This is a genomic window from Pseudomonas sp. LjRoot277 (genome assembly GCF_964253845.1).
Taxonomy (GTDB): domain Bacteria; phylum Pseudomonadota; class Gammaproteobacteria; order Pseudomonadales; family Pseudomonadaceae; genus Aquipseudomonas.
The window spans coordinates 5164176-5190770 of the sequence record NZ_CAXURI020000001.1 but is presented as its reverse complement, the minus strand read 5'-3'; the positions used below and the strand labels follow the sequence as shown (position 1 = coordinate 5190770).

General features: G+C 60.4%; 23 protein-coding genes. 13 read left to right on the top strand and 10 right to left on the bottom strand.

Going from position 1 to position 26595, the window contains the following annotated elements; translation table 11 throughout:
- Positions 1–28 precede the first annotated feature (28 nt).
- Both ACSQ87_RS24385 and ACSQ87_RS24380 read right to left on the bottom strand, forming a co-directional pair.
- Positions 29–433, bottom strand: a complete 405-nt coding sequence (locus ACSQ87_RS24385; RefSeq protein ID WP_046046491.1) for an META domain-containing protein — start codon at positions 431–433, stop codon at positions 29–31.
- Complete coding sequence (locus ACSQ87_RS24380) at positions 433–867, bottom strand: hypothetical protein (protein ID WP_223433249.1); 435 nt, start codon at positions 865–867, stop codon at positions 433–435. The genes ACSQ87_RS24385 and ACSQ87_RS24380 overlap by 1 nt, the downstream gene beginning before the upstream one ends.
- A 134-nt stretch (positions 868–1001) precedes the next feature.
- On the opposite strand from ACSQ87_RS24380, the gene ACSQ87_RS24375 reads away from it, so the two are divergent.
- On the top strand, positions 1002–1397 hold the full coding sequence (locus ACSQ87_RS24375) for a hypothetical protein (RefSeq protein ID WP_095132438.1): 396 nt from the start codon (positions 1002–1004) through the stop codon (positions 1395–1397).
- Positions 1398–1402: 5 nt separating this feature from the next.
- Here the strand turns inward: ACSQ87_RS24375 and ACSQ87_RS24370 are convergent, their stop codons facing one another.
- Positions 1403–2392, bottom strand: a complete 990-nt coding sequence (locus ACSQ87_RS24370) for a 2-hydroxyacid dehydrogenase (protein WP_223433250.1) — start codon at positions 2390–2392, stop codon at positions 1403–1405.
- A gap of 198 nt (positions 2393–2590) precedes the next feature.
- The gene (locus ACSQ87_RS24365; protein ID WP_223433251.1) at positions 2591–5344 is read right to left on the bottom strand and encodes a response regulator; all 2754 of its coding nucleotides are present in this window, start codon (positions 5342–5344) and stop codon (positions 2591–2593) included.
- Positions 5345–5558: 214 nt separating this feature from the next.
- Here ACSQ87_RS24365 and ACSQ87_RS24360 point away from each other — a divergent pair, with 214 nt between their 5' ends.
- The 8 genes from ACSQ87_RS24360 (at position 5559) to ACSQ87_RS24325 (ending at position 15062) form a co-directional block, all read left to right on the top strand.
- The gene (locus tag ACSQ87_RS24360; protein WP_436274546.1) at positions 5559–6281 is read left to right on the top strand and encodes a response regulator transcription factor; all 723 of its coding nucleotides are present in this window, start codon (positions 5559–5561) and stop codon (positions 6279–6281) included.
- Positions 6268–7704 carry a histidine kinase sensor domain-containing protein gene (locus tag ACSQ87_RS24355; RefSeq protein WP_436274545.1) on the top strand — a complete coding sequence of 479 codons (1437 nt, stop codon included), beginning with the start codon at positions 6268–6270 and terminating at the stop codon, positions 7702–7704. Before ACSQ87_RS24360 ends, ACSQ87_RS24355 begins: the two co-directional genes overlap by 14 nt.
- A 195-nt stretch (positions 7705–7899) precedes the next feature.
- On the top strand, positions 7900–8922 hold the full coding sequence (locus ACSQ87_RS24350; protein WP_436274544.1) for a PDDEXK nuclease domain-containing protein: 1023 nt from the start codon (positions 7900–7902) through the stop codon (positions 8920–8922).
- A 108-nt stretch (positions 8923–9030) separates the two neighbouring features.
- Positions 9031–9933 (top strand): cysteine synthase CysM, encoded by a 903-nt coding sequence (cysM, locus tag ACSQ87_RS24345; RefSeq protein WP_008148007.1) that lies wholly within the window; start codon positions 9031–9033, stop codon positions 9931–9933.
- Positions 9933–11285 (top strand): 23S rRNA (uracil(1939)-C(5))-methyltransferase RlmD, encoded by a 1353-nt coding sequence (rlmD, locus tag ACSQ87_RS24340; protein ID WP_150657116.1) that lies wholly within the window; start codon positions 9933–9935, stop codon positions 11283–11285. Before cysM ends, rlmD begins: the two co-directional genes overlap by 1 nt.
- Before the next feature lie 123 nt (positions 11286–11408).
- Positions 11409–13652, top strand: a complete 2244-nt coding sequence (gene relA, locus ACSQ87_RS24335; protein ID WP_150657115.1) for a GTP diphosphokinase — start codon at positions 11409–11411, stop codon at positions 13650–13652.
- 5 nt (positions 13653–13657) lie between these two features.
- A complete protein-coding gene (mazG, locus tag ACSQ87_RS24330) occupies positions 13658–14491 on the top strand; it encodes a nucleoside triphosphate pyrophosphohydrolase (protein ID WP_436274543.1) in 834 nt (277 codons plus the stop codon).
- 28 nt (positions 14492–14519) lie between these two features.
- On the top strand, positions 14520–15062 hold the full coding sequence (locus tag ACSQ87_RS24325; protein WP_111451715.1) for a DUF2058 domain-containing protein: 543 nt from the start codon (positions 14520–14522) through the stop codon (positions 15060–15062).
- Between the two features lie 70 nt (positions 15063–15132).
- Here the strand turns inward: ACSQ87_RS24325 and ACSQ87_RS24320 are convergent, their stop codons facing one another.
- The 6 genes from ACSQ87_RS24320 to ACSQ87_RS24295 form a co-directional block, all read right to left on the bottom strand.
- Positions 15133–15321, bottom strand: a complete 189-nt coding sequence (locus ACSQ87_RS24320) for a hypothetical protein (RefSeq protein ID WP_150657113.1) — start codon at positions 15319–15321, stop codon at positions 15133–15135.
- A gap of 333 nt (positions 15322–15654) precedes the next feature.
- Positions 15655–16875 (bottom strand): beta-ketoacyl-ACP synthase I, encoded by a 1221-nt coding sequence (gene fabB, locus ACSQ87_RS24315; protein WP_150657112.1) that lies wholly within the window; start codon positions 16873–16875, stop codon positions 15655–15657.
- Positions 16876–16886: 11 nt separating this feature from the next.
- On the bottom strand, positions 16887–17402 hold the full coding sequence (gene fabA, locus ACSQ87_RS24310; protein ID WP_008148022.1) for a 3-hydroxyacyl-[acyl-carrier-protein] dehydratase FabA: 516 nt from the start codon (positions 17400–17402) through the stop codon (positions 16887–16889).
- Between the two features lie 247 nt (positions 17403–17649).
- Positions 17650–19551, bottom strand: a complete 1902-nt coding sequence (locus ACSQ87_RS24305; RefSeq protein ID WP_436274542.1) for an ATP-binding protein — start codon at positions 19549–19551, stop codon at positions 17650–17652.
- On the bottom strand, positions 19548–20480 hold the full coding sequence (locus ACSQ87_RS24300) for an ABC transporter substrate-binding protein (protein ID WP_223433258.1): 933 nt from the start codon (positions 20478–20480) through the stop codon (positions 19548–19550). Before ACSQ87_RS24300 ends, ACSQ87_RS24305 begins: the two co-directional genes overlap by 4 nt.
- A 1-nt stretch (position 20481) precedes the next feature.
- Positions 20482–22605, bottom strand: coding sequence for a TonB-dependent receptor plug domain-containing protein (locus tag ACSQ87_RS24295; protein ID WP_436274541.1), 2124 nt, complete (start codon positions 22603–22605; stop codon positions 20482–20484).
- A 196-nt stretch (positions 22606–22801) separates the two neighbouring features.
- Here ACSQ87_RS24295 and ACSQ87_RS24290 point away from each other — a divergent pair, with 196 nt between their 5' ends.
- The 4 genes from ACSQ87_RS24290 (at position 22802) to ACSQ87_RS24275 (ending at position 26569) form a co-directional block, all read left to right on the top strand.
- Positions 22802–23827, top strand: coding sequence for an NAD(P)H-dependent glycerol-3-phosphate dehydrogenase (locus ACSQ87_RS24290; RefSeq protein WP_150657108.1), 1026 nt, complete (start codon positions 22802–22804; stop codon positions 23825–23827).
- Positions 23828–23858: 31 nt separating this feature from the next.
- Positions 23859–24206, top strand: a complete 348-nt coding sequence (locus ACSQ87_RS24285) for a DUF4389 domain-containing protein (protein WP_436274540.1) — start codon at positions 23859–23861, stop codon at positions 24204–24206.
- Positions 24203–24655: a phosphohistidine phosphatase SixA gene (sixA, locus tag ACSQ87_RS24280; protein ID WP_436274539.1), complete on the top strand. Its 453-nt coding sequence runs from the start codon at positions 24203–24205 to the stop codon at positions 24653–24655. Before ACSQ87_RS24285 ends, sixA begins: the two co-directional genes overlap by 4 nt.
- 246 nt (positions 24656–24901) lie before the next feature.
- Positions 24902–26569, top strand: a complete 1668-nt coding sequence (locus ACSQ87_RS24275; RefSeq protein WP_436274538.1) for an AMP-binding protein — start codon at positions 24902–24904, stop codon at positions 26567–26569.
- Positions 26570–26595 lie beyond the last annotated feature (26 nt).

Below are 26595 nucleotides of genomic sequence, written 5' to 3'. Positions count from 1 at the left end.
CGGGGATAAATCCCCTCGCCACAACGGCTCAACCCTCTTCAAGCCACCAACGCAACGGCTTGCCTTCGGCCGGCCAGAAGCGCATCTGGTCGATCGGCGAGATGTCCCAGCGCTGAACGTTTTCCAACGCCTGGAGGAAACGTTTTTCTTGCTCCATCAATGCCGGCGCACACAGTTTGCGCGTGCTGCCAACCTTGCCGAAGCTCAGCTTGTCGCCTTCCAGGGTGTACGGCGCGAACCAGTGGTTGCAGCCGCCGTTGCCGTAGGCCCGACCGTCTTCACCGAGGGTGACGGTCAGGTGGCTGTAATCCATCAACGGACGTTCGCCAATCCACTCCAGAATGTAGCTGCGATTGTGTTCAAGTTGCACCGGCTCGGCGGCGCAGCCCAGCAGGCTGGCGCCAACCATAGCGGTCAGAGCGAGGCGTTTCATCACGCGGGCTCCTGGCATTTCGGGCACTGGTGCTTCTCGCCGACCGTGGTCCAGCCCAGCTCGGCAATCCGCGCGGTGGCAGCAGGCTTTTCAGCCTTGTTGCCCAGCTTGGCGTCGACCGCGAACTCGAAGTTCAGCTCTTTGGCGCAGCTGTCGCAGTTGACTTTCCAGGTGTGGATCGCCAGTTCGCCGAACACCGGACCACTGGCCACCGCGACCCATTGGCCGGGCGGATTGATCAAGTGGCGAACCGTTTCGACGGTCAGGCGCATGGACAAGTCCTTGGCGCCTTTGAGGGTCACTACCAGCACGTCGTTGTTACGAATCGAGCCGCCGTTGCCGGTGACTTGATAACGCCCCGGCACAAGGGCGCGGCATTCGGTGAGGGTGTGTTGCGGGTTCATCAGGCTATAGCGGAAATCGTGTTCGACCATGGGTCCTCCAAATATGCGCGATATGCTAGCACGGGCATGAACGCAGCATGGCGCGGGCATGTTACCTTCGATCTGGTTCAAATCACCTGCCGAGTCATGGCACACTGCCGCTTTTGCATCTCTAAGGAATAGAAATGGCGTTGATCGAATGTTTTGAGTGCAAGCAACGCATCAGCTCCACGGCGCCTGCTTGCATTCATTGCGGTGCACCTGCGGTGGCAGTGCAAGCGGATACGTCGACGGCAACGCAGGAGCAGGCGCCTCTTTCTTTCGGGCGTTTACCGACCAATGAGAGGGTGCCCAGGGTGACCCCGGCCGCTTTCGGGCGCAAACGTAAAGCCGAAGTCGAGGCAGAGATCCCGGCACCGGTACCCGGCGGGTCGCGTCCGGTGGAACTCTGGCTGAAACTGATGATTTTCTTTCTGCCGCCGTTTTTTGTCTGGTTCCTGTTGCGTCGCGGGCATTCGCTGGGGCAGCGCTTGCTGGGCTTCGGCTGGCTGGCCCTGATGATTCTTTTGTCCAAGGCCTGAGCCGATCAGCTCTCGACCTGATTCTGTGGCGAACCGGCCGCCCAGGTCGCGATGTTCTGCAGGGTGGTCGCGGCAATCGCGCCCAAGGCTTCGCGGGTCAGGAAGGCCTGGTGAGCGGTGATGATCACGTTTGGAAAGGTCAGCAGCCGCGCCAGCACATCGTCCTGCAGCGGCAGGTCGGAGCGGTCCTCGAAGAACAGCTGCGCCTCCTCTTCATAAACATCCAGCCCCAGATAGCCCAATTGGCCGTCCTTTAACGCGTCGATCAGCGCCGGCGTGTCCACCAGACCACCGCGTCCGGTGTTGATCAGCATCGCACCCGCTTGCATGTGCGCCAGTGACTCGCGATTGATCAAGTGTTTGCTTTGTTCGTTGAGCGGGCAGTGCAGGCTGATGATCTGCGACTCGGCCAGCAGTTCCGGCAGGCTCAGGTAACGGGCACCGAGGGCTTCGACTTGCGGGTTGGGGAAGGGGTCGTACGCCAGCAATTGGCAGCCAAAGCCGTTCATGATTTTCGCGAAGGTCGCGCCGATCTGCCCGGTGCCGACCACGCCGACGGTCTTGCCCACCAGGTCGAAGCCGGTCAGCCCGTGCAGGCTGAAATCCCCTTCGCGCGTGCGGTTGTAAGCGCGGTGCAGACGCCGGTTGAGCGCCAGGATCAGCGCCACCGCATGTTCTGCCACCGCGTGGGGCGAGTAGGCGGGGACGCGCACAATCGCCAGCCCCAGACGCTTTGCCACTGCCAGATCGACATGGTTGTAACCGGCCGAGCGCAGGGCGATCAGGCGTGTGCCGCCCGCGGCCAGGCGTTCGAGCACCGGCGCGCTGAGGTCATCATTAATGAAGGCACAGACCACTTCGTGATGCTCCGCCAGCGCCACCGTATCAAGGCTCAGTCGCGCTGATTGAAAGTGCAGTTCAATGCCGGCCGGTAGCTCGGCACTGAGAAAACTGTCGCGGTCGTAGGTCTGGCTGCTGAAAAGAATCGTGCGCATGCGGTCCTCCATTTGACTCGGTCACGCTTTATGTAGCAGCTGGCGAAGCCTGCGTTCGGCGACGCAGTCGTCGTAAAATCAGGCGCTGCGGTCTTTCAGGTAAACCGCGTTTGCCGGATTTACGACGACTGCGTCGCCGAACGCAGGCTTCGCCAGCTGCTACTTTAATGCTCGTCGCTGCCAGCTTTTTGCGTTACATCAAGCATTTATACGGGCATGGGCGGCCAGGCGATTGATGGCCCGGTCGAGGTCTTCCAGCGCGCTGGGGGCTTTGGGGTCCTGTTGCTTGAGCAGGGTTTCGCTGCGCTGGCAGGCGGCGCGCAGTTGCGGGACACCGCAATAACGGGTCGCGCCGTGCAGGCGATGGACGCGCTCGATCAGGGCGTTCTGGTCGTTGTTTTCCCGGGCGAAGCGAATCGCTTCACGGTCGGCTTCCAGCGATGCCAGCAGCATTGCCAGCATGTCCGCCGCGAGATCCGCCTTGCCGGCAGCCAGGCGCAAACCTTCTTCGTGATCGAGCACCTGTAATTCATGACCGCCACCGTGGCTGTCGCTGGAGCGCTCCGGCCCATGATTGCGCAGCGCCAGGCCGGTCCACTTCAGCACCACTTGGGCCAATTGCCGTTCGCTGATCGGTTTGGTCAGGTAGTCGTCCATGCCGCTTTGCAGCAGCGCGCGTTTTTCGTTGGCCATGGCGTGAGCGGTGAGGGCAACGATCGGCAGCGGCGTGCAATGCCGTTCACTTTCCCACTGGCGAATCGCTTCAGTGCTTTGACGCCCATCCATGCCGGGCATCTGAACGTCCATCAGCACCAGGTCGAAGGTTTCGGTCTGCACGGCCTTGACCGCTGCGTAACCGCTTTCCACCGCGAGGACTTTGGCGCCCATGTCTTCGAGCAGGGTTTGTACCAGCAGCAAGTTGGCCGGGTTGTCGTCGACACACAGCACTTTTGGCGCGCGGCTGGACACCGGTTCGCCGGGCTCGCTGCGGTGCTGACGCGGGTTGACCAGGTCGGACAAGGCCCGCCGCAGCTTGCGGGTGCAGGCCGGTTTGGCCTGGAGCTGGCTGTGCGGGTTGGGCACCGAGAGGTGGAACAGCGTCTGTTCGGTGGTCGGGCACAACACCAGCACCTTGCAGCCCAGGTGTTCAAGGTCCCAGATGTGCTGATTGAGGCGCTCTGGCGGCATGTCGTTGCTGGTGATGCCGAGCACTGCCAGGTCGATTGCCTGATCGGTCTGATGCGCGCCGGTCACGCCATTCGTCAGGCTTTCCAACGTATTGAACGGGGTAACTTCGAGGCCGCAGTCTTCCAGTTGATGCTGCAAGGCCTGGCGGGCCAGTTCGTGGTTTTCCAGCACAGCCACCCGGCGCCCGAGCAACGGTGGGCCGGGCAGGTCTTCGGCGTCGTCGCGGGTTTTGGGCAGGCTCAGGCTGATCCAGAATTCCGAGCCTTCGCCGGGGGTACTGTCGACACCGATCTCGCCGCCCATTTGCTCGATCAGACGTTTGGAAATTACCAACCCCAGACCGGTGCCGCCCGGTTGCCGCGACAGCGAATTGTCGGCCTGGCTGAAGGCCTGGAACAAGGCGCGCACGTCCTGGTTCGACAGCCCGATGCCGGTGTCCTGAATGCTGATACGCAGTTGCACGCTGTCTTCGTGCTCTTCCTCGAGCATGGCCCGGGCGACGATGGTGCCTTCGCGGGTGAACTTGATCGCGTTGCTGACCAGGTTGGTGAGGATCTGCTTGAGCCGCAGCGGATCTCCCACCAGCGACAGCGGCGTATCGCGATAAACCAGACTCACCAGCTCCAGTTGCTTGGCGTGGGCGGCCGGGGCGAGGATGGTCAGCGTGTCCTGGAGCAGGTCGCGCAAGTTGAACGGAATATGGTCGAGCACCAGTTTGCCGGCCTCGATTTTCGAGAAGTCGAGAATCTCGTTGATGATCCCCAGCAAGCTGTCGGCGGACTTTTCGATGGTGCCCAGATAGTCGAGCTGGCGTGGGGTCAGCTCGCTTTTTTGCAGCAGATGGGTGAAGCCGAGAATGCCGTTGAGCGGCGTGCGGATTTCATGGCTCATGTTGGCCAGGAACTCGGATTTGATCCGGCTGGCTTCAAGGGCTTCCTTGCGCGCCAGGTCCAGTTCGATGTTCTGGATCTCGATGGTTTCCAGGTTCTGGCGCACGTCTTCGGTGGCCTGGTCGATGCTGTGCTGCAATTCTTCCTGCGCGTTCTGCAGGGTGCCGGCCATGCGGTTGATGCCGGACGCCAGTGTGTCCAGCTCCTGGCTGCCGAGGGGCGGCAGGCGGGTTTCCAGATGTCCGTCCTTGAGTTGCGCCACCGCTTGCTTGATCTGGCTCAGCGGCCGATTGATGCTCCGACCCATGCGCAACGCCAGCAACGCCGCGCCGGCCAGGCCTGCGCCGATCAGCAGCAGGCTGGCGAACAGGCTGCGGTAACCGCGCAGCAGCATGCCGTTATGGGACAGTTCAAGTTCGACCCAGCCCAGCAGGCGGTCGGCTTCGTCGGGAATCAAGTCACCGGCCAGATTGCGGTGCTTGCCGAACACCGGCAGCAAATAACGCGTCGCGTCATTGCCGCTGCGGCGCAGCATCTGTGAACTGTTGCCGATCGGCGCCTGATTGAGCATGGTCGGGCCGGCATGGGCCAACAGGGCGCGGTCGGGCGCGAGGAACGATACGGCGCGCACGTCCGGTTGTTCGAGGGATTGGGTGGCAATGCGTTCCAAAAGCTCGGTGTTCTTGTGGCCCATGGCCGGGGCCACCAGGGGCGCCAGTTGTTCGGCGATCATTTCGCCACGCTGCATGAGCTGGGTTTGCAGGTCGGATTGCTGCATCCAGGTGAAATAGCCGCCCAGAACCAAGGCCATCAGGCTGGTCGGCAACAGGGTCAGCAATAACACGCGGCCTTTAATTCCCAGTTTCTTGAGCACGCATCTCTCCTGCATCCAGCTATTTAATGACCTGCACGTACGTCCAGCACGCGCCACCTGCGCAGTGTAGCGATTTGCAGGCGGGCAATCTTCGTAAAATTGATGTCGGCATTCGTCGGCTGGATCGCCACTTTTACCTCACGGGCAAACCTTGTGTTGCCCGCAGCGAGGCAATCTTGAATAATCGCCAACTGAGAATTATTTGCAGATACTCATGACTCCCATCACCGCTGACCATCCTCGTATCCTGTCTATAGAAGACGACCTCGTGCTCGGTGCTTATGTTCATGAGCACCTGGGACGTTGCGGTTTTCAGGTGACCTGGTGCCAGAACGGTCTGGAAGGCTTGACCATCGCCCGCCAGCAAGCCTTCGATGTGGTGCTGATGGATATTCTGCTGCCGGGCCTGGACGGGTTGAATGTACTGACGCAATTGCGCCAGAGCCATTCCACCCCGGTGGTGCTGATGTCGGCGCTCGGTGCCGAGGCGGATCGCATCAGTGGTTTTCGGCTGGGCGCCGATGATTACCTGCCCAAACCTTTCAGCATGGTCGAGTTGCGGGTGCGCATCGAAGCGATCCTGCGACGTGTCGCGCTCGACCGCCGGCCAGCGCCGGCACCGATTGCCCCTTCAGCGGACAGCCTGCGTTTCGACGATGAATGCTGTGATGTCTTTTATGGCGAACACGCTGCCGGCCTGACCCGCAGCGAGTACCGGTTGCTGGAAACGCTGAATCGCAATGGCGATGAAGTCCTGAGCAAAGCCTTCCTTTATCAGCATGTGCTGCAGCGCGGTTACGCACCTCATGACCGCAGCCTCGATATGCACATCAGCCAGATCCGTCGCAAGCTCAAGGCCGTCGGTTACCTCGAGCGCGAAGTGCGCACGGTGTGGGGCAAGGGTTACGTATTGAGTGCTGTCGATGAAGTGGACTGACCTGCCGGGCAGGCATTCGCTGTTCTGGAAACTGGCGTGTTTGTTGGTGGCGTTCTGTCTGCTGATGATCTGGCTCAGTTGGTCCTGGGGGCGCTACATGGAACAGAAAAACCTGTTCCTGTCCGACGAGGCACGGGGCACGCTGATGCGCTACGCCGCCGAGGCCGAGCAGGCGTGGAATCAGCGCCAGAGTGCAGGCGTCGATGCCTGGTTGCGGAGCGTCGGCCATCGCGAGTCGACATGGGTCGGTGTGATTGGCGGCGATTTGCAGTCATTGAGCAGTTACCCGCTGACGGAAAAAGAAACCCGGCGCCTGACCTTTTTACGCGGTCTGGATTGGCCGACGAGTCGCCATACCAAAGGTTTGCCGTGGTTGAGAGTGCCTTTTCCCAACGATCCGTCCGCTGGCAGTCTGGTGATCGAACTGCCCCGACGTTTCGTGCCCGGGCAATACCGGGTGTTCTGGCGGGTGATCACCAACGGGGTGATTCCCGGGCTGTTCACCTTACTGTTGTGCGTCGGTCTGTATCGGTTGCTGGTCGTGCCCTTGAACAGCCTGCGCGAACAGGCCAATGCCTGGCGTGCCGACCAGTTGAACGTGCGGTTGTCGAGCCGCATCACCAATCGCCCGGATGAGCTGGGCGAACTGGGCCGGGCCTTCGATCACATGTCCGAGCGCCTGCAAAGCACGGTGGCCCTGCAACAACAATTGCTGCGCGACCTGTCCCACGAATTGCGCACGCCACTGAGTCGCCTGCGGGTGGCCAGCGAAAGTGAGCAGGGGTTGACGCAATTGCGCGAGCGCATTGGCCGAGAGGTCGATGGCATGCAGCGTCTGGTGGAAGACACCCTGCAACTGGCCTGGCTCGACACCGAACGCACTCGATTGCCCGACGAATCGATCCAGATTCAGGCGTTGTGGGAAATGCTCACGGAAAATGCCTGCTATGAAAGTGGCTGGCCGGCGAGCCAGTTGCAATGTGCGGTGGATTCGTCCTGCTGGGTGCGCGGCCATCTCAATACCTTGGCTCAAGCGCTGGAAAACATCCTGCGCAATGCCATTCGTCATTCACCGCAGGGCGGCGTTGTGCGTTTTGGTGGGCAGCGTGATGGCGACTTCTGGCATGTGTGGCTGGAGGATGAGGGCGGCGGGGTGGCTGAGGCGGATCTTGAGCGGATCTTCTCGCCGTTCATTCGGCTCGACGGTTCGCGGCCGGGGGATGGTGGGTTCGGGTTCGGGTTGGGGTTGAGCATTGCGAGGAATGCGGTGCAGCGGCAGGGCGGGAGTCTTTGGGCTGAGAACACTGAGGCCGGGTTGCGGCTGAATATGCGGTTGGTGGCTGATATTGATGGTGTGAGTGATGACGCTATCGCGAGCAAGCTCGCTCCCACAGTGGAGGTGTGTCGGCCACAAATGGTGTGATCAGCCCCTAATTCTGTGGGAGCGAGCCGGCTCCGGGCGGCGTTCCGACGAAGAGGCCCTCCCTTACACCACCGTTCTGATTTTGCCGGAGCGTTCCCGTTATTTTGTACGACCTTTCCTAAAGGGTATTGCCGACACCTTAAGCCTGACTTGACGGAATAGACTCGCGTTTTTCTCGTCCTCCAGGAGTTCGGCATGAATGCATCCAGCGTCCCCGGCAACGCAGCCGACGACCGTTTCAATGAAGTGCTTGCGCTGATTCAAAGTGCCAAACAGCAGGCCATGCAGGCGGTGAATACCCAGTTGATCGAGCTGTATTGGCAGGTGGGTGCTTACATCAGTCGCAAGCTGGAAAAAGCCGAATGGGGCGATTCTGTGGTCAGCCAACTGGCTGAACATCTGGCTCAGACTCAACCAGGGTTGCGCGGCTTTACCCGGTCGAACTTGTTTCGCATGCGCCAGTTCTATGAGACTTATCACGCTGAAGAGAAAGTCGCACCACTGGTGCGACAATTGTCCTGGTCGCACAACCTGATCATTTTCAGCCAGAGTAAACGGCCGGAAGAGCGGGAGTTCTACGTCCGTTTAGCAGTTCAGGAGAAATGGTCGAAGCGCGAACTAGAGCGTCAGTTCAAGACCGCACTGTTCGAACGAAGCGTGACCCAACCAGCAAAAATCTCAGCAGTGCTGAGACAAGCCCACCCGGCAGCGCTTGAGATATTCCGCGATGCCTACATGCTCGAGTTTCTCGACCTGCCGGGTGGCCATGCCGAAACTGACCTGCATAAAGGGTTGATGGCGCGCCTCAAAGAATTCTTGAGCGAGCTCGGCCGCGATTTCTGCTTTGTCGGTTCCGAGTATCCGCTTCAAGTGGGTGGGTGTGATTTCGCCCTCGATCTGCTGTTCTTCCACCGTGGCCTTAATTGTCTTGTAGCCATTGAGCTTAAGGTCGGTCGTTTTAAACCGGAGTATTTGGGCAAGCTGAACTTCTATCTGGAAGCGCTGGATCGCAAAGAGCGCAAACCCCACGAAAACCCGGCCATTGGTGTATTGCTCTGTGCCAGCAAGGATGACGAGGTGGTCGAGTACGCCCTTAACCGCAGCCTGTCGCCAGCGCTGATCGCTGAATACCAGGTGCAACTACCGGACAAACAGTTGTTGCAGGCCAAGTTGCATGAGTTCTATGCATTGAATGTGGCGCAAGGTGAAGAGTACTGATCCAGCCCCTTATTCCTATAAACCATAAGCACCGTACTTTGCGTGATATGGCCTGCGAAGGTTTGCCGGTATGATAGGCGCCCCCGCAGTCTGGATTGCGAATACGCCATGACCTTGCAGTACCCAACCATCGCCGATTGCGTCGGCAACACTCCGCTGGTCCGTTTGCAGCGCCTGCCTGGCGCCACCAGCAATACCCTTTTGCTCAAGCTTGAAGGGAATAACCCGGCGGGTTCGGTCAAGGACCGTCCGGCGCTGTCGATGATCACTCGCGCTGAATTGCGCGGGCAGATCCACGTCGGCGATACGCTGATCGAAGCGACCTCGGGTAACACCGGGATCGCTCTGGCGATGGCCGCCGCGATCAAGGGTTACAAGATGATCCTGATCATGCCGGACAACTCCAGCGCCGAACGTAAAGCCGCCATGACGGCATATGGCGCCGAGCTGATTCTGGTCACTCAGGAAGAGGGCATGGAAGGTGCCCGCGACCTCGCTCAGCGAATGGAAGCCGAAGGCCGCGGCAAAGTGCTGGATCAGTTCGCCAATGGGGACAACCCGGAAGCGCACTACACCACCACCGGCCCGGAAATCTGGCGTCAGACCGAAGGCACCATCACCCATTTCGTCAGTTCCATGGGCACCACCGGTACCATCATGGGCGTCTCGCGCTACTTGAAAGAGCAGAACGAGAGCGTGCAGATCATCGGTCTGCAACCGATGGAAGGCTCGGCGATTCCCGGCATCCGTCGCTGGCCGCAGGAATACCTGCCGAAGATCTACCAGGCCGAGCGCGTGGACCGGATCGTCGATATGGCGCAAAGCGAAGCCGAAGACGTGACCCGTCGTCTGGCCCGCGAAGAAGGCATCTTCTGTGGCGTGTCCTCGGGCGGTGCGGTGGCAGCGATGCTGCGTCTGTCCAAAGAAGTTGAAAACGCGGTGATCGTCGCGATCATCTGCGACCGTGGCGACCGTTACTTGTCGACCGGCATTTTCGACGCGCCCAACTGATGGCCAAGCAAGAGAGAGGCCTGCGCTTCCAGCCCACCGGCGGCAGCAAGGCCCCGCAAATTCCGACCGGCAAAAAGCAGCGCTTGAGTATTGAGCGCCTGGCTAATGACGGTCGCGGTATCGCGTTTTTTGAAGGTCGCACCTGGTTCGTCATCGGCGCATTGGCCGGTGAAGAAGTCGAAGCGCGTGTGTTGGGCGCCCACGGCAAAGTGGTCGAGGCGCGCACCGAACGGGTGTTCCAGGCCAGCGAACTGCGCCGCCCGGCACCGTGTCCGCATGCCGGTCGCTGTGGCGGTTGCAGCGTGCAACATCTGCCGCACAACGAACAACTCGCCCTGAAACAGCGCATGCTCGCCGAGCAATTGTCGAAGGTCGCCGGTGTCGAACCCGAAGAGTGGGCCGCGCCGTTGAGCGGTCCGGAATTCGGTTACCGGCGTCGCGCCCGAGTGGCGGTGCGCTGGGACATGAAGGCGAAAAAACTCGAAGTCGGTTTCCGCGCCGCTGGCAGTCAGGACATCGTTGCGATCAACGAATGCACGGTGCTGGTACAACCCTTGCAGCCGATCATGACCCGCTTGCCGGAAATGCTTCGGCGCTTGAGCAAACCTCAGGCGCTGGGGCATGTGGAATTGTTCAGTGGTTCGTCGTTGGCGGTGTTGTTGCGGCACATGGCGCCGCTGTCCGACGCCGACATGACGATCCTCAAGGATTTCTGCGCGTTCCATGAAGCCCAATTGTGGCTGCACGGTGACGGCGAACCGCAACCGGTCGAGGCTGACCAGTCGTTGGGTTATCGGCTTGAGCAGTGGGATTTGAACCTGGCGTACCGTCCGGGGGATTTCATCCAGGTCAACGCCGGGGTCAACGAAGCGATGATCGCTCAAGCGCTGGAGTGGCTGAAGCCGACGGCGGATGAACGAGTTCTCGATCTATTCTGTGGTTTGGGTAACTTTGCCTTGCCGCTGGCCAAGGTCGTTCGCGAAGTGGTGGCGGTGGAAGGTGTGCAGGCGATGGTCGAGCGAGCAGCCGCAAACGCTGCTAGCAACAATCTTCATAATGCGAAGTTTTTTCAGGCCGATTTATCCCAGCCTTTGGCCGATGCCGAATGGGCGCGCGAAGGCTTTTGTGCGGTACTCTTGGACCCACCGCGTGACGGTGCTTTCGAGGCAGTGCGCAAGCTGGCGTCCCTGGGCGCCAAACGGTTGGTGTATGTGTCGTGCAATCCGGCAACGCTGGCGCGCGATACGGTCGAATTGATCAAGCAGGGCTACCGGTTAAAACGTGCCGGGATTCTCGATATGTTTCCTCAGACGGCACATGTCGAGGCCATGGCGTTATTTGAAGCGAGCTAGGACGGCTCGTCTGGTCCGACTGGCCCGCCCGTGCAGCCGCGTACCGGCCCTGATGTGGGCGCACGGGCAACGAAGGTCAGCGATTTGACGCATTGAATCTGCGTCGTAGGGAAGGTAAGCAAGATGGTACAGGTGAGAGCACACCAGCCGATCAACACCGACGGCAGTATCAATCTCGAGGCTTGGCTCGATCACGCGGTCAGTGTCGATCCGGCACTGGATCGCGAAGCCTTGAAGGAAGCCTGCGAGTTCGCTCGACAGGCCGAACAGCAAGCCAATGCGGCGAAAAACCTATGGTCTGAAGGGACCTCGAGTTTCCGCACGGGCCTTGAGATCGCCGAGATTCTCGCCGATCTCAAACTCGATCAGGATTCGTTGGTTGCCGCGATCCTGTATCGCGGCGTGCGCGAAGGCCAGATTGAATTGCCGGCGGTCAGCCAGCGCTTCGGTCCGGTGGTCGCCAAACTCATCGACGGCGTGTTGCGCATGGCGGCGATCAGCGCCAGCCTCAGCCCCCGTCAATCCCTGGTGCTGGGCACGCAGGGCCAGGTCGAAAACCTGCGCAAGATGCTGGTTGCCATGGTCGACGACGTTCGCGTTGCGCTGATCAAACTGGCCGAACGCACCTGTGCGATCCGTGCGGTGAAAACCGCCGATGACGAAAAACGCAACCGCGTTGCCCGTGAAGTCTTCGACATCTACGCGCCTTTGGCTCACCGTCTCGGTATCGGTCACATCAAGTGGGAACTGGAGGACTTGTCCTTCCGTTACCTTGAGCCCGATCAGTACAAACAGATTGCCAAGTTGCTGCATGAGCGGCGTCTGGATCGCGAGCGCTTTATCGCTGACGTGATGAGCCAACTGAAGAATGAGCTGACCGCGACCGGCGTCGATGCCGACATCAGCGGCCGGGCCAAACACATCTATTCGATCTGGCGCAAAATGCAGCGCAAGGGTCTGGAATTCAGCCAGATCTACGACGTGCGCGCGGTTCGCGTGCTGGTGCCGGAAATGCGCGACTGCTACACCGCGCTCGGTATCGTCCACACCCTGTGGCGGCACATCCCGAAAGAATTCGACGACTACATCGCCAACCCTAAAGAGAACGGCTACCGCTCACTGCACACCGCGGTGATTGGCCCCGAGGGCAAGGTGCTGGAAGTGCAGATCCGCACCCACGCCATGCACGAAGAAGCCGAGTTGGGCGTTTGCGCGCACTGGCGCTACAAGGGCACCGACGTCAAATCCGGCTCGAATCACTACGAAGAGAAAATTTCCTGGCTGCGTCAGGTCCTCGAGTGGCATGAAGAATTGGGCGACATCGGCGGCCTGGCTGAACAACTGCGGGTCGATATCGAACCGGACCGGGTCTACATCTTCACCCCGGACGGTCACGCCATCGACTTGCCGAAGGGCGCGACGCCGCTGGACTTCGCCTACCGCGTGCACACCGAAATCGGTCACAACTGTCGTGGCGCCAAGATCAACGGGCGCATCGTGCCGCTCAACTACAGCCTGCAAACCGGTGAACAGGTCGAGATCATCACCAGCAAGCACGGCACCCCGAGCCGCGACTGGCTGAACCCGAACCTGGGTTACATCACCACCTCGCGGGCACGGGCGAAGATCGTTCACTGGTTCAAATTGCAGGCGCGCGATCAGAACGTCGCGGCCGGTAAAACCTTGCTCGAGCGCGAACTCAACCGCCTCGGTCTGCCCGCCGTAGATTTCGACAAGCTGGCCGAAAAGGCCAACATGAAAACCGCCGAGGACATGTTCGCCGCGTTGGGCGCAGGCGATTTGCGTCTGGCACAACTGGTGAACCTGGCGCAGCAACTGGTTGAACCGGAGCGCGGCAACGAACAGCTGGAACTGATTCCACGCAAGGCCACCGGTTACAAACCGGGCAAGCGCGGCGACATCCAGATCCAGGGTGTCGGCAACCTGATGACCCAGATGGCCGGCTGCTGCCAGCCGTTGCCGGGGGATGCGATCGTCGGTTACATCACCGTGGGCCGCGGCGTGAGTATTCACCGTCAGGACTGCGCCTCGGTGCTGCAACTGGGCGGGCGCGAGCCCGAGCGGATCATCCAGGTCAGCTGGGGGCCGGTGCCGGTGCTCACCTATCCGGTGGACATCATCATCCGTGCCTACGATCGGTCCGGTCTGCTGCGTGACGTTTCGCAAGTGCTGCTCAACGAGCGGATCAACGTGCTGGCGGTCAACACCCGCTCGAACAAAGAGGACAACACCGCGTTGATGTCCCTGACTATCGAGATACCGGGGCTGGATGCACTGGGACGGTTGCTGGGGCGGATTTCCCAGTTGCCAAACATCATCGAAACCCGCCGTAACCGGACGCCGTGAAACCGATGTACAGCCTTGAAGACTTGCTTCACCTGATGAGCCGTCTGCGCGATCCGCAGTTCGGCTGCCCGTGGGACATCAAGCAAACCTACGAAACCATCGTCCCTCACACGCTGGAAGAAGCCTACGAAGTCGCCGACGCCATCGAGCGCGGTGACTTCGATCACTTGCAGGGTGAGTTGGGGGATTTGCTGTTCCAGGTGGTTTATTACAGCCAGCTGGCACGGGAAGAAGGGCGCTTCGAATTTGCCGGTGTCATCGACAGCATCACTCGCAAGCTGATCCGCCGTCATCCTCACGTTTTTCCTACCGGTGATCTGTATGCGCCGCTGGATGTTCCGCGTCTGAATGAAGATCAGGTCAAGCAGCGCTGGGAAGAGATCAAGGCTGAAGAACGGGCGGAGAAATCATCCACGCCAACGCAGCTGTCCTTGCTCGACGACGTGCCCGCAGCACTGCCGGCATTGTCCCGTTCGGCGAAGTTACAGAAGCGCGCGGGGCAGGTCGGTTTCGACTGGCCTGACGCCTTGCCGGTGCTCGACAAAGTGCGCGAAGAACTTGATGAAGTGCTCGAAGCCATGGCCGACAATGACTCGGTAGCGATTGCCGATGAAGTCGGTGATCTGTTGTTTTCCGTGGTCAATCTGGCGCGTCATCTCAAGGTCGATCCCGAAACTGCACTGCGTGGCGCCAACAGCAAGTTCGAAAGACGCTTCCGTTTTATCGAACAGGCATTGCGCGACACCCACCGTCCCATAGAAGATTGCACCCTCGAAGAGTTGGACGCCTTGTGGGGCGAAGCCAAACGTCAGGAAAAGAATTTGCCCAGCTGCGGTTGAGCAGTTGCCTAAGTGAGTAATAAGCACCATGAGCATTTCCCTTCGCGACCAGTTGCTCAAAGCAGGGCTGGTCAACCAGAAGCAGGCCAAACAGGTCGGCAAAGAGAAGCAGAAACAGCAGCGTCTGGCCCACAAAGGTCAGATTGAACTCGATGACTCGCAGCAGCGGGCGGCTCAGGAAGCCATGGCCGAGAAGGTCAAGCGCGATCAGGAGCTGAACCGTCAGCAACAGGAGAAGGCCGAAGCCAAGGCTCGCGCGGCTCAGGTCAAACAGTTGATCGAAGTCTCGCGTCTGCCGAAGCTGACGACCGAGGACTACTACAACTTCGTCGACGACAAGAAGGTCAAGCGCATCTGCGTCAACACGCTGATGCGCAACAAGCTCAGCAGCGGTTCGCTGGCGATCGTGCACCACGCCGGCGGTTATGAAGTGATCCCCCGTGAGGCGGCCCTGAAGATCCAGGAGCGCGATCCACAGCGTATCGTGCAGATGAACGTGAAGACCGAAGAAGTCGCTGTCGAAGACGATCCGTACGCGGCCTATCAGATCCCCGACGATCTGATGTGGTAAGCCGTTAAAGGCTGCAACAACGACAAACCCCGCTCATGGCGGGGTTTGTCGTTTTCAATGCTGTCATTGCTTATGCGGATTGGAGCTCTCGTTGCTGCTCCAGTTTTTCCAGTTCGACCTTGTAGCTGTGGGCATCGGTTTCGGAATGGAACATCCCCACCAGCATGTCTTGTTGGTGCACGTCCCAGATCCGGATACCGGCGGCTACGCCTTCGTGGGACTTATGTGAATCGTCGCGTTCAGTTACTTTTACAGTCATCTGCTAGCTCCAATCTCTGTTATCTGCAGCAAGGCGTGTGCAGGACTCCGTTATATGTTTGGTTAGCCTGCTAAGTAAACGACTGAGTTAGGTAACGGACTTTTGCGAGTTTGGTAAAAGTCCTGCAGCCCGCTAAACACGCGACATTCGGTCGCAGGCGCCTGAGTTTCATGACAAAAGCTTCATGTTTGCGACGACTAAAACCGCGGTTGGAACCTCGATGGATTGAACACCGCAGAACCTGTGGGAGCGGTGTTCCACATTTATTCAGCACAAAAAAAACGCCCCGAACCAGTCGGGGCGTTTTTATGTGCTGCGTAGCGGGGCCAGGTATTACTTACCGGCCCAGCGCTTCAGTACCAGCGTGGCGTTGGTGCCACCGAAGCCGAAGCTGTTGCTCATCACGGTGTTGATGGTGGCGTCTTCACGAGTCTTGGTCAGGATCGGCATGTCAGCCACTTCCGGGTCCAGTTCCTCGATGTTGGCGGAACCCGCCATGAAGTTGCCTTCCATCATCAGCAGGCAGTAGATCGCTTCGTGAACGCCAGCGGCGCCCAGGGAGTGACCCGACAGGCTCTTGGTGGAGCTGATGGCCGGTGCCTTGTCGCCGAACACTGCACGCACGCCTTCCATTTCCTTGGAGTCGCCGACCGGAGTCGAGGTGCCGTGGGTGTTCAGGTAGTCGATCGGAGTGTCGACGGTGGACATGGCCATCTGCATGCAGCGGATGGCGCCTTCGCCGCTTGGAGCGACCATGTCGTAGCCGTCGGAGGTCGCGCCGTAGCCAACGATTTCCGCGTAGATCTTCGCGCCGCGGGCCAGAGCGTGTTCCAGCTCTTCGACCACGACCATGCCGCCACCGCCAGCGATGACGAAACCATCACGGTTTTTGTCATAGGCACGCGAGGCTTTTTCCGGGGTTTCGTTGTACTGGCTGGACAGGGCGCCCATGGCGTCGAACAGGAACGATTGGCTCCAATGCTCTTCTTCACCACCACCGGCGAAGACGATGTCCTGCTTGCCCAACTGGATCTGCTCCACAGCGGTACCGATGCAGTGAGCACTGGTGGCGCAGGCGGAAGAGATCGAGTAGTTCACACCCTTGATCTTGAACGGCGTGGCCAGGCAGGCCGAAACGGTGCTGCCCATGGTCCGCGTGACGCGGTACGGACCGACGCGCTTGACGCCTTTCTCGCGCAGGATGTCCAGCGCTTCCATCTGGTTCAAGGTCGACGCGCCACCGGAGCCGGCGATCAGGCCGGTACGCACGTTGGAGACTTGCTCATCGGTCAGGCCGGAGTCGGCGATGGCATCTTTCATGGCCAGGTAGGCGTAAGCCGCCGCGTGGCCGACGAAGCGAAAGATCTTGCGATCGATCAGCTCTTCGAGGGGAAGGTCAATGGAGCCGGAAACCTGGCTACGCAGACCCATTTCGGCATATTCCGGGTTGAACCGGATGCCAGGGCGGCTTGCACGCAGGTTAGCGGAGACGGTCTCTTTGTCATTGCCCAGGCACGAAACGATGCCCAGACCAGTGATAACGACGCGGCGCATGCGGATAACCCTTAGAAGTTGTCAGTGGAGGTGAAAACGCCGACCCGAAGGCCTTCGGCGGTGTAGATCTCGCGGCCGTCGACGCTGACCGAACCATCGGCGATGGCCAGGTTCAGCTTGCCTTTCAGTACGCGCTTGATCTGAATGTTATAGGTTACTTTCTTGGCGGTAGGCAGAACCTGACCAAAGAATTTCACTTCGCCCGAACCCAGGGCGCGACCGCGGCCCGGCAGACCTTGCCAGCCGAGGAAGAAGCCGACCAGTTGCCACATGGCGTCGAGGCCCAGGCAGCCTGGCATCACCGGATCACCTTCGAAGTGGCAGGCGAAGAACCACAGGTCCGGAGTGATATCCAGCTCGGCGACCAATTCACCCTTGCCGTACTTGCCACCCTCGGCGCTGATATGGGTGATGCGATCCACCATCAACATGTTCGGGGCGGGTAGTTGTGCGTTACCTGGGCCGAACAGCTCACCGCGACTGCAGCGCAGCAGGTCTTCCCGAGTAAAGGCGTTTTGTTGGGTCATGCGAGCTCCTCAATAGTCCCATGCGGCAGGTGGGGCAAATCTTCCCGGCCGATCGAAGCGTTCATGCCTCGAATCAGCAGCCTACTCATAGACTATTGCGTTGTGGTGAAAGTCACAGCACCAAGGACATGAATGTACACTTGTGCACTGAAATTATTATTCAAGCCCCTTTTCGGGCCTGTTCGGGTGCCTAAGACTGCCGCACTTTCGCCTTTCACGCCAGTCGCAGATAGCCGAAAGGCCTGCACTACTGCACCCAGCGCTGCAGAATTTGCTGCAAGTCTGTGCGTTTGAAGGGCTTGGCCAGGTAATCGTTCATTCCCGCCGATAAACAGGCTTCGCGGTCTCCCTGCAAGGCGTTGGCGGTCAGCGCGATGATTGGCAAGTCTGTGCAGCCGGGTAATTGGCGAATCTGTCGGGTGGCCTCGTAGCCGTCGATGATCGGTAGCCTGCAGTCCATCAGAATCGCTTCGAAAATCAGACTCTCGGCACTGCGTACTGCCTGGGCACCATCGGTGGCGACGCTGACAGTAAAGCCCAGACTGCGCAACATTGCTTCGATGACCGTCTGATTGACCGGATTGTCTTCCACCAGCAACACGTTGCGCCCTTCGCCATCACCGGTGCGGGTCGGTGCGCGCGCCGCCCGCACCGGCAGCGTCTGTTTATAGAGCGCCAACGGGATTTCCAGGGTGAACACCGAGCCGCGACCTTCCTCGCTCTGGGCGCGCAACGTGCCGCCCATGCGTTCAGCCAGCGTGCGAGCAATCGGCAGGCCCAGCCCGGTGCCACCGTATCGCCTCGAAATAGAACTGTCGGCCTGCTGGAAGGCGTTGAACATCAGTTCCAGGCTTTCAGCCGAGATACCAATCCCGCTGTCGCGCACAGTGCAGGTGAACCACAGCAGTTCGTGATCCAGCGACTGCCATTGCGGTTCGATGCTGACGCGGCCCTGTTCGGTGAATTTCAGCGCATTGCCGATCAGGTTGACCAGGATCTGCCGGATCCGCGTCGGGTCGCCCTGCACCTGCAACGCGCGCATGTCGTCCGGAATCGACAGCGCCAGGTCGAGCCCGCGTTGCACGGCGCTGTGCGAGAACGACTGGGCGCAACTGCCGATCAGGTCCGCGAGGTTGAACGGAATGTGCTCCAGCTCCAGTTCCGAACGCTCGATGCGCGAGAAATCGAGAATGTCGTTGATGACTTTGAGCAGGTGTTCGGTGGACTCCGAGGCGAGCGCCGCGTATTCGACCTGCTCCTCGGTCATATCAGTGGTTTCCAGCAGTTGCAGCATGCCCAGCACGCCATTCATCGGCGTGCGCAGTTCGTGGCTCATCATCGCGAGGAAATCGGATTTGGCGTTGTTGGCCTTTTCCGCTTCCTCGCGAGTCTGAATCAACTGCGCCATCGCTTGATGCTGTTCGCGACTGGCTTGTTCGAGCCCGTTGGCGAGGTTGTTGATGTGTTGCGACAGCGCACCCAGTTCGGTGTCGTCGACGATCGGCAGCGGCGTTTTGTAGTCGCCGTCCTGAATCGCCTTGACCGCGTTGCCGATGTCGCGGATCGGTTGCGACAGGCTGCCGGCCAGTCGCCGGGCGACCAGAAAAGTAAACAACAGGGCGAACAGCGCCAGGATCCCGGCCTTCAGCAGGATTTCCTGCTGACGCTGGCTGAAGGCGTCATTGGACAGGCCGACGATCACCCGACCCAGATAATCCTCGCCGGGTGCCGTGTTGGCGACGCGGCTGCCCTGCAGGAAATCATTGTGCAACTGGATTCGTTGCAGCCGCACCGGGGCCTGGAACACTTCGACCTGGTGCGAGCGGTTGTGGGTTTCCGACGGTTGCTCGACGTACACCAGAATCCGGTTGGCGCTGTCCTGGACTTCCAGAAAGCGCACATTGGGCGTGGCCAGGGTGGCCTTGAGCAAACTGTCGAGCACCTCGTTGTTGCCCGAGATCACCCCGTATTCGGTGGCTGGCGCCAGTTGGTTAGCGATCAGTTGCCCAGTGTGATTGAGCTCCTGACGCAGGTCCTGGATCCGCACGAAGGTGAAGAAGCTGATCAACAGCAACGTCAGCAACAGGGCAGGGCCGAGGCTGATAATTTGTGTGCGGGTGTTGATGTCCCAACGGCGACGGAAGGTCATGGGCGATTTTCTCCTTCGGCCAACTGTGTTGCGACAGACGCTTCGTTCATCTGTTCAATACCTAATGAACGAGCCACTTGCGGGTTGCTTAAGACTTTGAAGCGTTGCGGGTAGTGCGTGCGTGGCCACGTGGCCGGTGGCCGGTCGAGCAGTTCGTCGAGTATCGCCAGCCAGTCGCTCTGATCGCTGTAGGTGCTGGCCAGGCTCCCGGCCCTGACGAACCCGGCGTTAGGGCCGATCAGCGCCAATTGCCGTGCATAGCTGCTGAGCAACAGGTTTTTCGCGGTTTTCGGGTTGTACAGATCGGGGTCGTCGAGGCCCAGCAACACGTCGCTGTTTTTCAGCAAGGTCTGCAGTGGTCGGCTGTCGTTCGTGTTGTCCCAGCGCTCGGTCACCACCTCAAGGCCCAGGGCGTGGGCGGCCTGATGCAATTCTTTCAAGAGGAATTCGCTGTGGCTGTCGAAGAGCACGCCGACCCGTTTGGCCTGAGGCAGCAGCAGTCGGGTCAGGCGCAATTGTCGGTCCAGGGGCGGATCGCTCCAGAGCAGGCTGAGGTGCGGGGGCAGGGTGGCCCCCAGATGCTGACGGGCTTGCAGGCGACTGATGCGCAGCACGAGCGTCGCCGGGCCCTGGGCGTCTTGCAGGCGCCAGTCGAGGCTCGGCAGGTCGAGCAGAATCAAACGGGTGCCGGCGGGCAGTTTGCCTGGTGCCGGCAGGCTGGCCAGCGGCTGGAAGCGCACGTTATCGGCAGGCCGCAAAGCGCTCAGGGCCTGAGTGAAGGATTGCATGCCCGGGCTGTCCTCGGCGCCGGTCAGCAAAATGTCCGCGGCGCTGACCTCCAGGCTGCTCAGCAGCCCGGCAAACACCAGGCACAACCCGGACAGCAGGCGGCCAAGGATCGGCGTCTTGCGTGACGGGCGATACAGCATCTTAAAACGTCAGCTCCGCGCTGAAGTAAAGCACCCGGCGCTCGTCGTAGTTGTTGTCGACGAAGGTCGTGGGCTGGCTGTCGAGGCGTTGCTGGAGCACACCGGCCAGTTCCAGGCTGGCCTTGCCCAGGCCGATGCGTTTGGCGATGCGCGTGTCGACCCGTTCGAAGCGGTAGCCGTTCAGGGCATCGTCACCATAGTAGAAGAGCGCGCTGTTCCAGCCGTGGCCCCAGTTGCGCAGCCAACCGGCGGAACCGCTGTTTCTGGCAGTTTGTTGTGCATCCAGCGGGTTGCTCGCCTCGGCATCGACGTAGGCATAGGTCAGGCGCAGGCGATCGGCGCTGCTGATTCGCCAGTCGAGCTGGGTTTCTGCCCCGGAGAAGCGCGCGCTGTTTGAGTTGCTGGCGATGTACTGATTGTTGCGCAGCGGTTCGCTGATCATCCCGGTGATTTCGTCGTAGAACAGCTTCACATCAACCGCCAGCCCGACTTCGGCAAAGTAGCCGTTGTAGCCCAGCTCCCGGGAGCGCATGTGTTCCTGTTCGAGGTCGCCAGGGCCACGGGTCTTGACGAAATAACGGGCACTGGACTGGCCATAGGCGCTGGGTCGCAGGTTCTTTACCTGATAGCTCCAGTTGACGTTGTTCTCGAACATGTCCGGCGAGCGGATGGCTTCCGAGTACACCGCCCGCAGGCCATGGCGCGGGTTGATCAGGTAGTTGACCGCCACCCGCGGGGTGAGCGAACTGCCGATCAATTGCGTGTCTTCGAACATTGCGCCGCCCTGCAGCAACCAATGCTCTGTGGCGCGCCACTCGAGCTGGCCGAACGCCCGCCAGGTGGTGTCGTCGAGGGTGCCATTGAAGTAGGTCTCGGAATCTGCCCGGTCGTAACGATAGTTCATGCCGCTGACCAGTCGCAGACTGTCGGACAGGCTGAGCGTGTCTTGCAATTCAAGGTCGTAGCGCGATTCCCGGGTGCTCTGGTCAATATCGCCACAGAGGGTTTGCCGGGCGCCGTTTCGCCATTGGTCCAGCACTTGATTGGCCAGTGCGCGTTGGGCCGGGTCACCTGCGGGTGCGCCGGGGCCGGTGTAGCGCTCCATGTTGCGCGCCAGGCGTTCGGTGTAATTCGGGTTGAGCTGCCAGAGTTCGGTCAACTGCGGGCTGAACGAGACCTCGGCATCGCAGGCACGCCAGGTCTGCTGACGATCCCAGTGCTGCGCCGAACCCTGAATGTAAAGGCTGTGATCGGGATTGATGTCGAGGTTCCAGCGCAGCGAGCCGGCGTAGTCCTTGGCGATGACGTCGGAATTGTTCCCGGCATCGGTAATCCCCGAGAAGACCGGGCGGTAGGTATACGGACGCTGGTTGCTCCCGTCCTTGGCATTCAATTGCCAGTCGATACTCTGGTTTTCACTGAGCGTCTGGCTGACGGCGAGGTTGAAGCGGTTCAAGCGGCGACTGTCGCGGTAGTCGGCGCCATTACGGTCCGAGTCGAAGCCGTCGTCCTGCTGGCCGGACAGTGACAGGCGCAGGTCGCCGCCGTCCCAGCCCACGCCCTGGCTGGCGTAAAAGTCGTCGATACCGCGCTGCCCACGGGTGACTTTCATCCGCGTGCCATGGCTGTCGGCCGGGTTGCGCGTGATGATGTTGACCACCGCCATCAGCGCATTGGCGCCATAGCTGACGGTGTTCGGGCCGCGAAAAACCTCGATGTGTTCGATGTCTTCCAGGGCCACCGGAATGTCACTCCAGTCCACCGTGGCCAGGCCTGCGCGGTACACCGAGCGGCCATCGATCAAGACTTGCATGCGTCGCGCTTCGGTCGCATTGGTGCCGTGATAGTTCACCGCCGCCTGGTTGCCGTTGATGTTGCCGACCATCATTCCCGGCACCAATCGCAGCAACTCACTGATGTCCCTGGCGCCACTGGCGTTGATCAGTTCGCTGTCGATCACCGTCATGCTCCCCGGTACTGCGGCCGGCGACTGCTTGAGTCGCGTCGCGGTCAATACTTGCGGCAGCGGCTCGCTGTCGAGGAACAAGTCGTCGGCAAGCAATGGCGAGCTGAAAATCAGCGCCAGTACCAGCGGCGAGCGAGGTGAAGGGGAGCCAAACGACACAACACATCCTTGATAGCGAACAATTGGCGCGCATGTTAACCGAGCGCAATGACTTTTCCAGTCACGTTGTGGGCATTTTCCTCGGTTTTCTTGGTCTTCTTCCTACAAGTACCGGTAATTGATGCGGGGGCTGGCCGCCACTGGGCCGCTCCGTATAATGCCGTCATCGCCACTGGTATGGATTAACGGATTGCATATGACTGAACAGCGCCCAATTGCGGTCCTGGGAGGCGGAAGTTTTGGTACCGCCGTGGCTAATCTGCTGGCCGAGAACGGGCATCAGGTCCGGCTGTGGATGCGTGACCCCGAGCAGGCCGAGGCCATTCGGGTCAATCGCGAGAACCCGCGTTACCTCAAAGGCATCAAGATTCTGCCGGCCGTGGAAGCGGTCACCGACCTGCTGGCCACTCTGCAAGCCTGCGACTTGTGCTTCGTCGCACTGCCGTCCAGCGCGCTGCGCTCGGTATTGATGCCGCACGCCGAACGTTTGAGCGGCAAGTTGCTGGTGAGCCTGACCAAAGGCATCGAGGCCCACACCTTCAAACTGATGAGCGAAATCCTCGAAGAGATCGCCCCACAAGCGCGCATCGGCGTGCTGTCCGGGCCGAATCTGGCCCGTGAAATCGCCGAACACGCGCTGACCGCCACGGTGGTCGCCAGCGAAGACGAAGAACTCTGCCAACGGGTCCAGGAGGCGTTGCACGGCCGGACCTTTCGCGTGTACGCCAGCGCCGACCGCTTCGGCGTGGAGTTGGGCGGCGCGTTGAAAAACGTTTATGCGATCATCGCCGGCATGGCGGTGGCGTTGGGCATGGGTGAAAACACCAAGAGCATGTTGATCACCCGGGCGCTGGCGGAAATGACCCGCTTTGCGGTGAATCAGGGCGCCAACCCGATGACCTTCCTCGGTTTGGCGGGCGTCGGCGATTTGATCGTCACCTGCTCGTCGCCGAAAAGCCGTAACTACCAGGTCGGATTCGCCCTCGGCCAGGGCTTGAACCTGGAAGATGCAGTGACGCGCCTGGGCGAAGTCGCCGAAGGGGTGAACACCCTCAAGGTACTCAAGACCAAGGCTCAGGAGGTGGGCGTGTACATGCCGCTGGTCGCCGGCCTGCATGCCATCCTGTTCGAAGGGCGCACGCTGGAGCAGGTAATCGGTCTATTGATGCGTGCCGAGCCGAAAACCGACGTCGACTTTATTTCCACCAGCGGTTTCAACTGAGCACTCAATTGACAGGGGCAGGGAGCGAGACATGAACGATCCGAAAACAGAAGCCAAGTACGAATCCATCCTGCTGCGCGTGTTGTGGATGATCGTCTACGTGCTGGTCTGGCAAGTGGCGCAATTCATCCTCGGCGCCGTGGTGTTGGTTCAACTGATCTATCGTTTGATATATGGCGCCCCGAGCGCCAGCCTGATGAACTTCGGCGACAGCCTGAGCCAGTTTCTGGCGCAGATCGGTCGTTTCGGCAGCTTCCACAGCGACCAGAAGCCCTGGCCGTTCGCCGACTGGCCGAAGCCGCGTACACCGGAAGGTGAAGCACCGCACGCTGTGGCGCCGGCACCACACCCGGCCCGAGATGAGGAGCCCAAGCTATGAAACTCTGGATACTGCGTCATGGTGAAGCCGAGCCACACGGCAAGCGTCCTGATTCGGAACGGGCACTGACGGCCCATGGTCGTGAAGAAGTGCTGCGCACTGCCGCCGAGTTGGCCGGCAAGCCGCTGACCGCGATCTACGCCAGTCCTTACCTGCGAGCGCAGGAGACCGCAGAAATTGTGCGTACAGCGCTGAATTTCGGGCCGGAGATTCGCACCGTCGACTGGCTGACCCCCGACAACCGCCCGCAAGCGGTGGCGGAGCAGTTGGTGTCTGTGGATCACGCGTTGCTGATCAGTCATAACCCGCTGGTGGGCAATCTGTTGGGTTACTTGCAGCACGGCCATGTGCAAGACCCGGAAGCGGTGAAAACCGCCGGCCTTGCAGAGCTTGAAGGTGATTTGCCGCTGGCCGGCGCAATGAAGCTCAAAGGCATCAAGCACCCATAATCCTGTTTTTACAGGGGGAATGGTTTGCCCGAAACTTGATAGCGACACCGATCAAATGTGGGAGCGGGCTTGCTCGCGAAGAGGGTGTGTCAGTCGATATCAATGTTACCTGACACACCGCTTTCGCGAGCAAGCCCGCTCCCACAGGTTCTACTTCGTGCCGGATTTTTATGTTTGAAATAGTCAACCAAGCAGTTGCTTGGTTGGCTACGCTTGCTCCAGACCCAAAACAAAGGAGCGAGTCGCATGCCTGCTGCTTTTCGTTTGCCGCTGGACGTCTTCTACGAGCGTGAGGCCCGCCATCCGCGCCAGCGCTTTCTGGTCCAGCCCGTGGGCGGCGGGCAAGTCGAGACCCTGAGCTGGGCCGACGTCGGTCATCAGGCGCGCTGCGCCGCGCATTGGTTGCGCGCACGCGAACTGCCCCAAGGCAGCCACATCGCCCTGATCTCGAAAAACTGCGCGCACTGGATCATCGCCGACCTGGCAATCTGGATGGCGGGTCATGTGTCGGTGCCGCTCTACCCGAACCTCACCGCCGAGACCGTGGCCCAAGTCCTTGAACACTCCGAAGCGGCGCTGGCGTTCATCGGCAAACTCGATGACTGGCCAGGCATGTCTCGCGGGGTCAGCGCTGATCTGCCGACGATCAGCCTGCCGTTGCATCCACCCGGCACGTTCGATTTCAGCTGGGCCGACCTGCAAAAGAGCTCACCGATCCAGGACGATCCCAAGCCGTCCGCCGACCAGTTGGCGACCATCATTTACACCTCCGGCACCACCGGCATGCCCAAAGGCGTGATGCACAGCTTCGCCAATCTGGGGTTTGCCACCACTCGCGGCACGCAGTTGTTTGACTTGAATGAGTCGGATCGGCTGCTGTCCTACCTGCCGTTGTGTCATGTCGCCGAGCGGATGTTCGTCGAGCTGGCGTCGATCTACACTGGGCAAACGGTGTTTTTTGCCGAGAGCCTCGACACTTTCCTGACCGATTTGCGCCGTGCACGTCCGACCGCGCTGTTCGGCGTGCCGAGGATCTGGACCAAATTCCAGATGGGCGTGTACAGCAAGATCCCGGCAAAGCGCCTCGACTTCCTGCTCGGTCTGCCGATCATCGGCAAGCGGGTCGGCCATAAAGTCCTGGCCGGGCTCGGGCTGGATGCCTTGCGCATCGCCTTGTCCGGCGCCGCGCCAGTGCCGCAGACCTTGCTGCTGTGGTACCGCAAACTGGGGCTGGATGTGCTGGAGGTCTACGGCATGACCGAAAGCTGCGGCTATTCGCACATTGGCCTGCCGGGCCAGAACAAACCCGGCTGGATCGGCAAGCCCTGCCCGGAAGTCGAGGTGCGGATCGCTGAGTCGGGCGAGGTCATGGTGCGCAGCGGCGCGACCATGCTCGGGTATTTCAAAGAGCCTGAGAAAACCGCCGAAACCATCACCGGGGACGGCTTTCTGCGCACCGGCGACAAGGGCGAGGAAGACGCCGAAGGCAACCTGCGCCTGACCGGGCGACTGAAGGAAATCTTCAAGACCAGCAAAGGTAAATACGTCGCCCCGGCACCCATCGAGAATCGTCTGGCGGAGCATTCGCGGATCGAGCAGGTTTGTGTGGTGGGCGATGGCCTGAGTGCGCCGCTGGGGTTGTGCGTGCTCTCGGCGGTCGGTCAGCAGGACGCCAGCGGAACGGCGAGGGCGGGCCTGCATTCAAGCCTGGAAAAACTCCTGGAGGAGGTCAACGGCGTCCTCGACAAACACGAACGCTTGCGTCGATTGGTGGTGGTCAAGGACAGTTGGGCGGTGGAAAACGGCTTCCTGACGCCGACCCTGAAGATCAAGCGCAACGTGATCGAAGCCGCCTACGGTGCCCGTTTCGAAGAATGGAGCGAGCGCAGCGAAGCGGTGCTGTGGCAGGATTGAGTCAAGAATAAAACCAACCAAGGAAA

What these genes read in the sequence shown, in the direction of transcription:
- ACSQ87_RS24285 (WP_436274540.1), top strand. Translation starts at nt 23,859, where the DNA reads ATGAACGATCCGAAAACAGAAGCCAAGTACGAATCCATCCTGCTGCGC.
- ACSQ87_RS24385 (WP_046046491.1), bottom strand. Translation starts at nt 433, where the DNA reads ATGAAACGCCTCGCTCTGACCGCTATGGTTGGCGCCAGCCTGCTGGGC.
- ACSQ87_RS24325 (WP_111451715.1), top strand. Translation starts at nt 14,520, where the DNA reads ATGAGCATTTCCCTTCGCGACCAGTTGCTCAAAGCAGGGCTGGTCAAC.
- ACSQ87_RS24350 (WP_436274544.1), top strand. Translation starts at nt 7,900, where the DNA reads ATGAATGCATCCAGCGTCCCCGGCAACGCAGCCGACGACCGTTTCAAT.
- ACSQ87_RS24380 (WP_223433249.1), bottom strand. Translation starts at nt 867, where the DNA reads ATGGTCGAACACGATTTCCGCTATAGCCTGATGAACCCGCAACACACC.
- ACSQ87_RS24305 (WP_436274542.1), bottom strand. Translation starts at nt 19,551, where the DNA reads ATGACCTTCCGTCGCCGTTGGGACATCAACACCCGCACACAAATTATC.
- ACSQ87_RS24320 (WP_150657113.1), bottom strand. Translation starts at nt 15,321, where the DNA reads ATGACTGTAAAAGTAACTGAACGCGACGATTCACATAAGTCCCACGAA.
- sixA (WP_436274539.1), top strand. Translation starts at nt 24,203, where the DNA reads ATGAAACTCTGGATACTGCGTCATGGTGAAGCCGAGCCACACGGCAAG.
- ACSQ87_RS24275 (WP_436274538.1), top strand. Translation starts at nt 24,902, where the DNA reads ATGCCTGCTGCTTTTCGTTTGCCGCTGGACGTCTTCTACGAGCGTGAG.
- cysM (WP_008148007.1), top strand. Translation starts at nt 9,031, where the DNA reads ATGACCTTGCAGTACCCAACCATCGCCGATTGCGTCGGCAACACTCCG.
- ACSQ87_RS24360 (WP_436274546.1), top strand. Translation starts at nt 5,559, where the DNA reads ATGACTCCCATCACCGCTGACCATCCTCGTATCCTGTCTATAGAAGAC.
- ACSQ87_RS24355 (WP_436274545.1), top strand. Translation starts at nt 6,268, where the DNA reads ATGAAGTGGACTGACCTGCCGGGCAGGCATTCGCTGTTCTGGAAACTG.
- ACSQ87_RS24300 (WP_223433258.1), bottom strand. Translation starts at nt 20,480, where the DNA reads ATGCTGTATCGCCCGTCACGCAAGACGCCGATCCTTGGCCGCCTGCTG.
- ACSQ87_RS24370 (WP_223433250.1), bottom strand. Translation starts at nt 2,392, where the DNA reads ATGCGCACGATTCTTTTCAGCAGCCAGACCTACGACCGCGACAGTTTT.
- relA (WP_150657115.1), top strand. Translation starts at nt 11,409, where the DNA reads ATGGTACAGGTGAGAGCACACCAGCCGATCAACACCGACGGCAGTATC.
- fabB (WP_150657112.1), bottom strand. Translation starts at nt 16,875, where the DNA reads ATGCGCCGCGTCGTTATCACTGGTCTGGGCATCGTTTCGTGCCTGGGC.
- mazG (WP_436274543.1), top strand. Translation starts at nt 13,658, where the DNA reads ATGTACAGCCTTGAAGACTTGCTTCACCTGATGAGCCGTCTGCGCGAT.
- rlmD (WP_150657116.1), top strand. Translation starts at nt 9,933, where the DNA reads ATGGCCAAGCAAGAGAGAGGCCTGCGCTTCCAGCCCACCGGCGGCAGC.
- ACSQ87_RS24290 (WP_150657108.1), top strand. Translation starts at nt 22,802, where the DNA reads ATGACTGAACAGCGCCCAATTGCGGTCCTGGGAGGCGGAAGTTTTGGT.
- fabA (WP_008148022.1), bottom strand. Translation starts at nt 17,402, where the DNA reads ATGACCCAACAAAACGCCTTTACTCGGGAAGACCTGCTGCGCTGCAGT.
- ACSQ87_RS24375 (WP_095132438.1), top strand. Translation starts at nt 1,002, where the DNA reads ATGGCGTTGATCGAATGTTTTGAGTGCAAGCAACGCATCAGCTCCACG.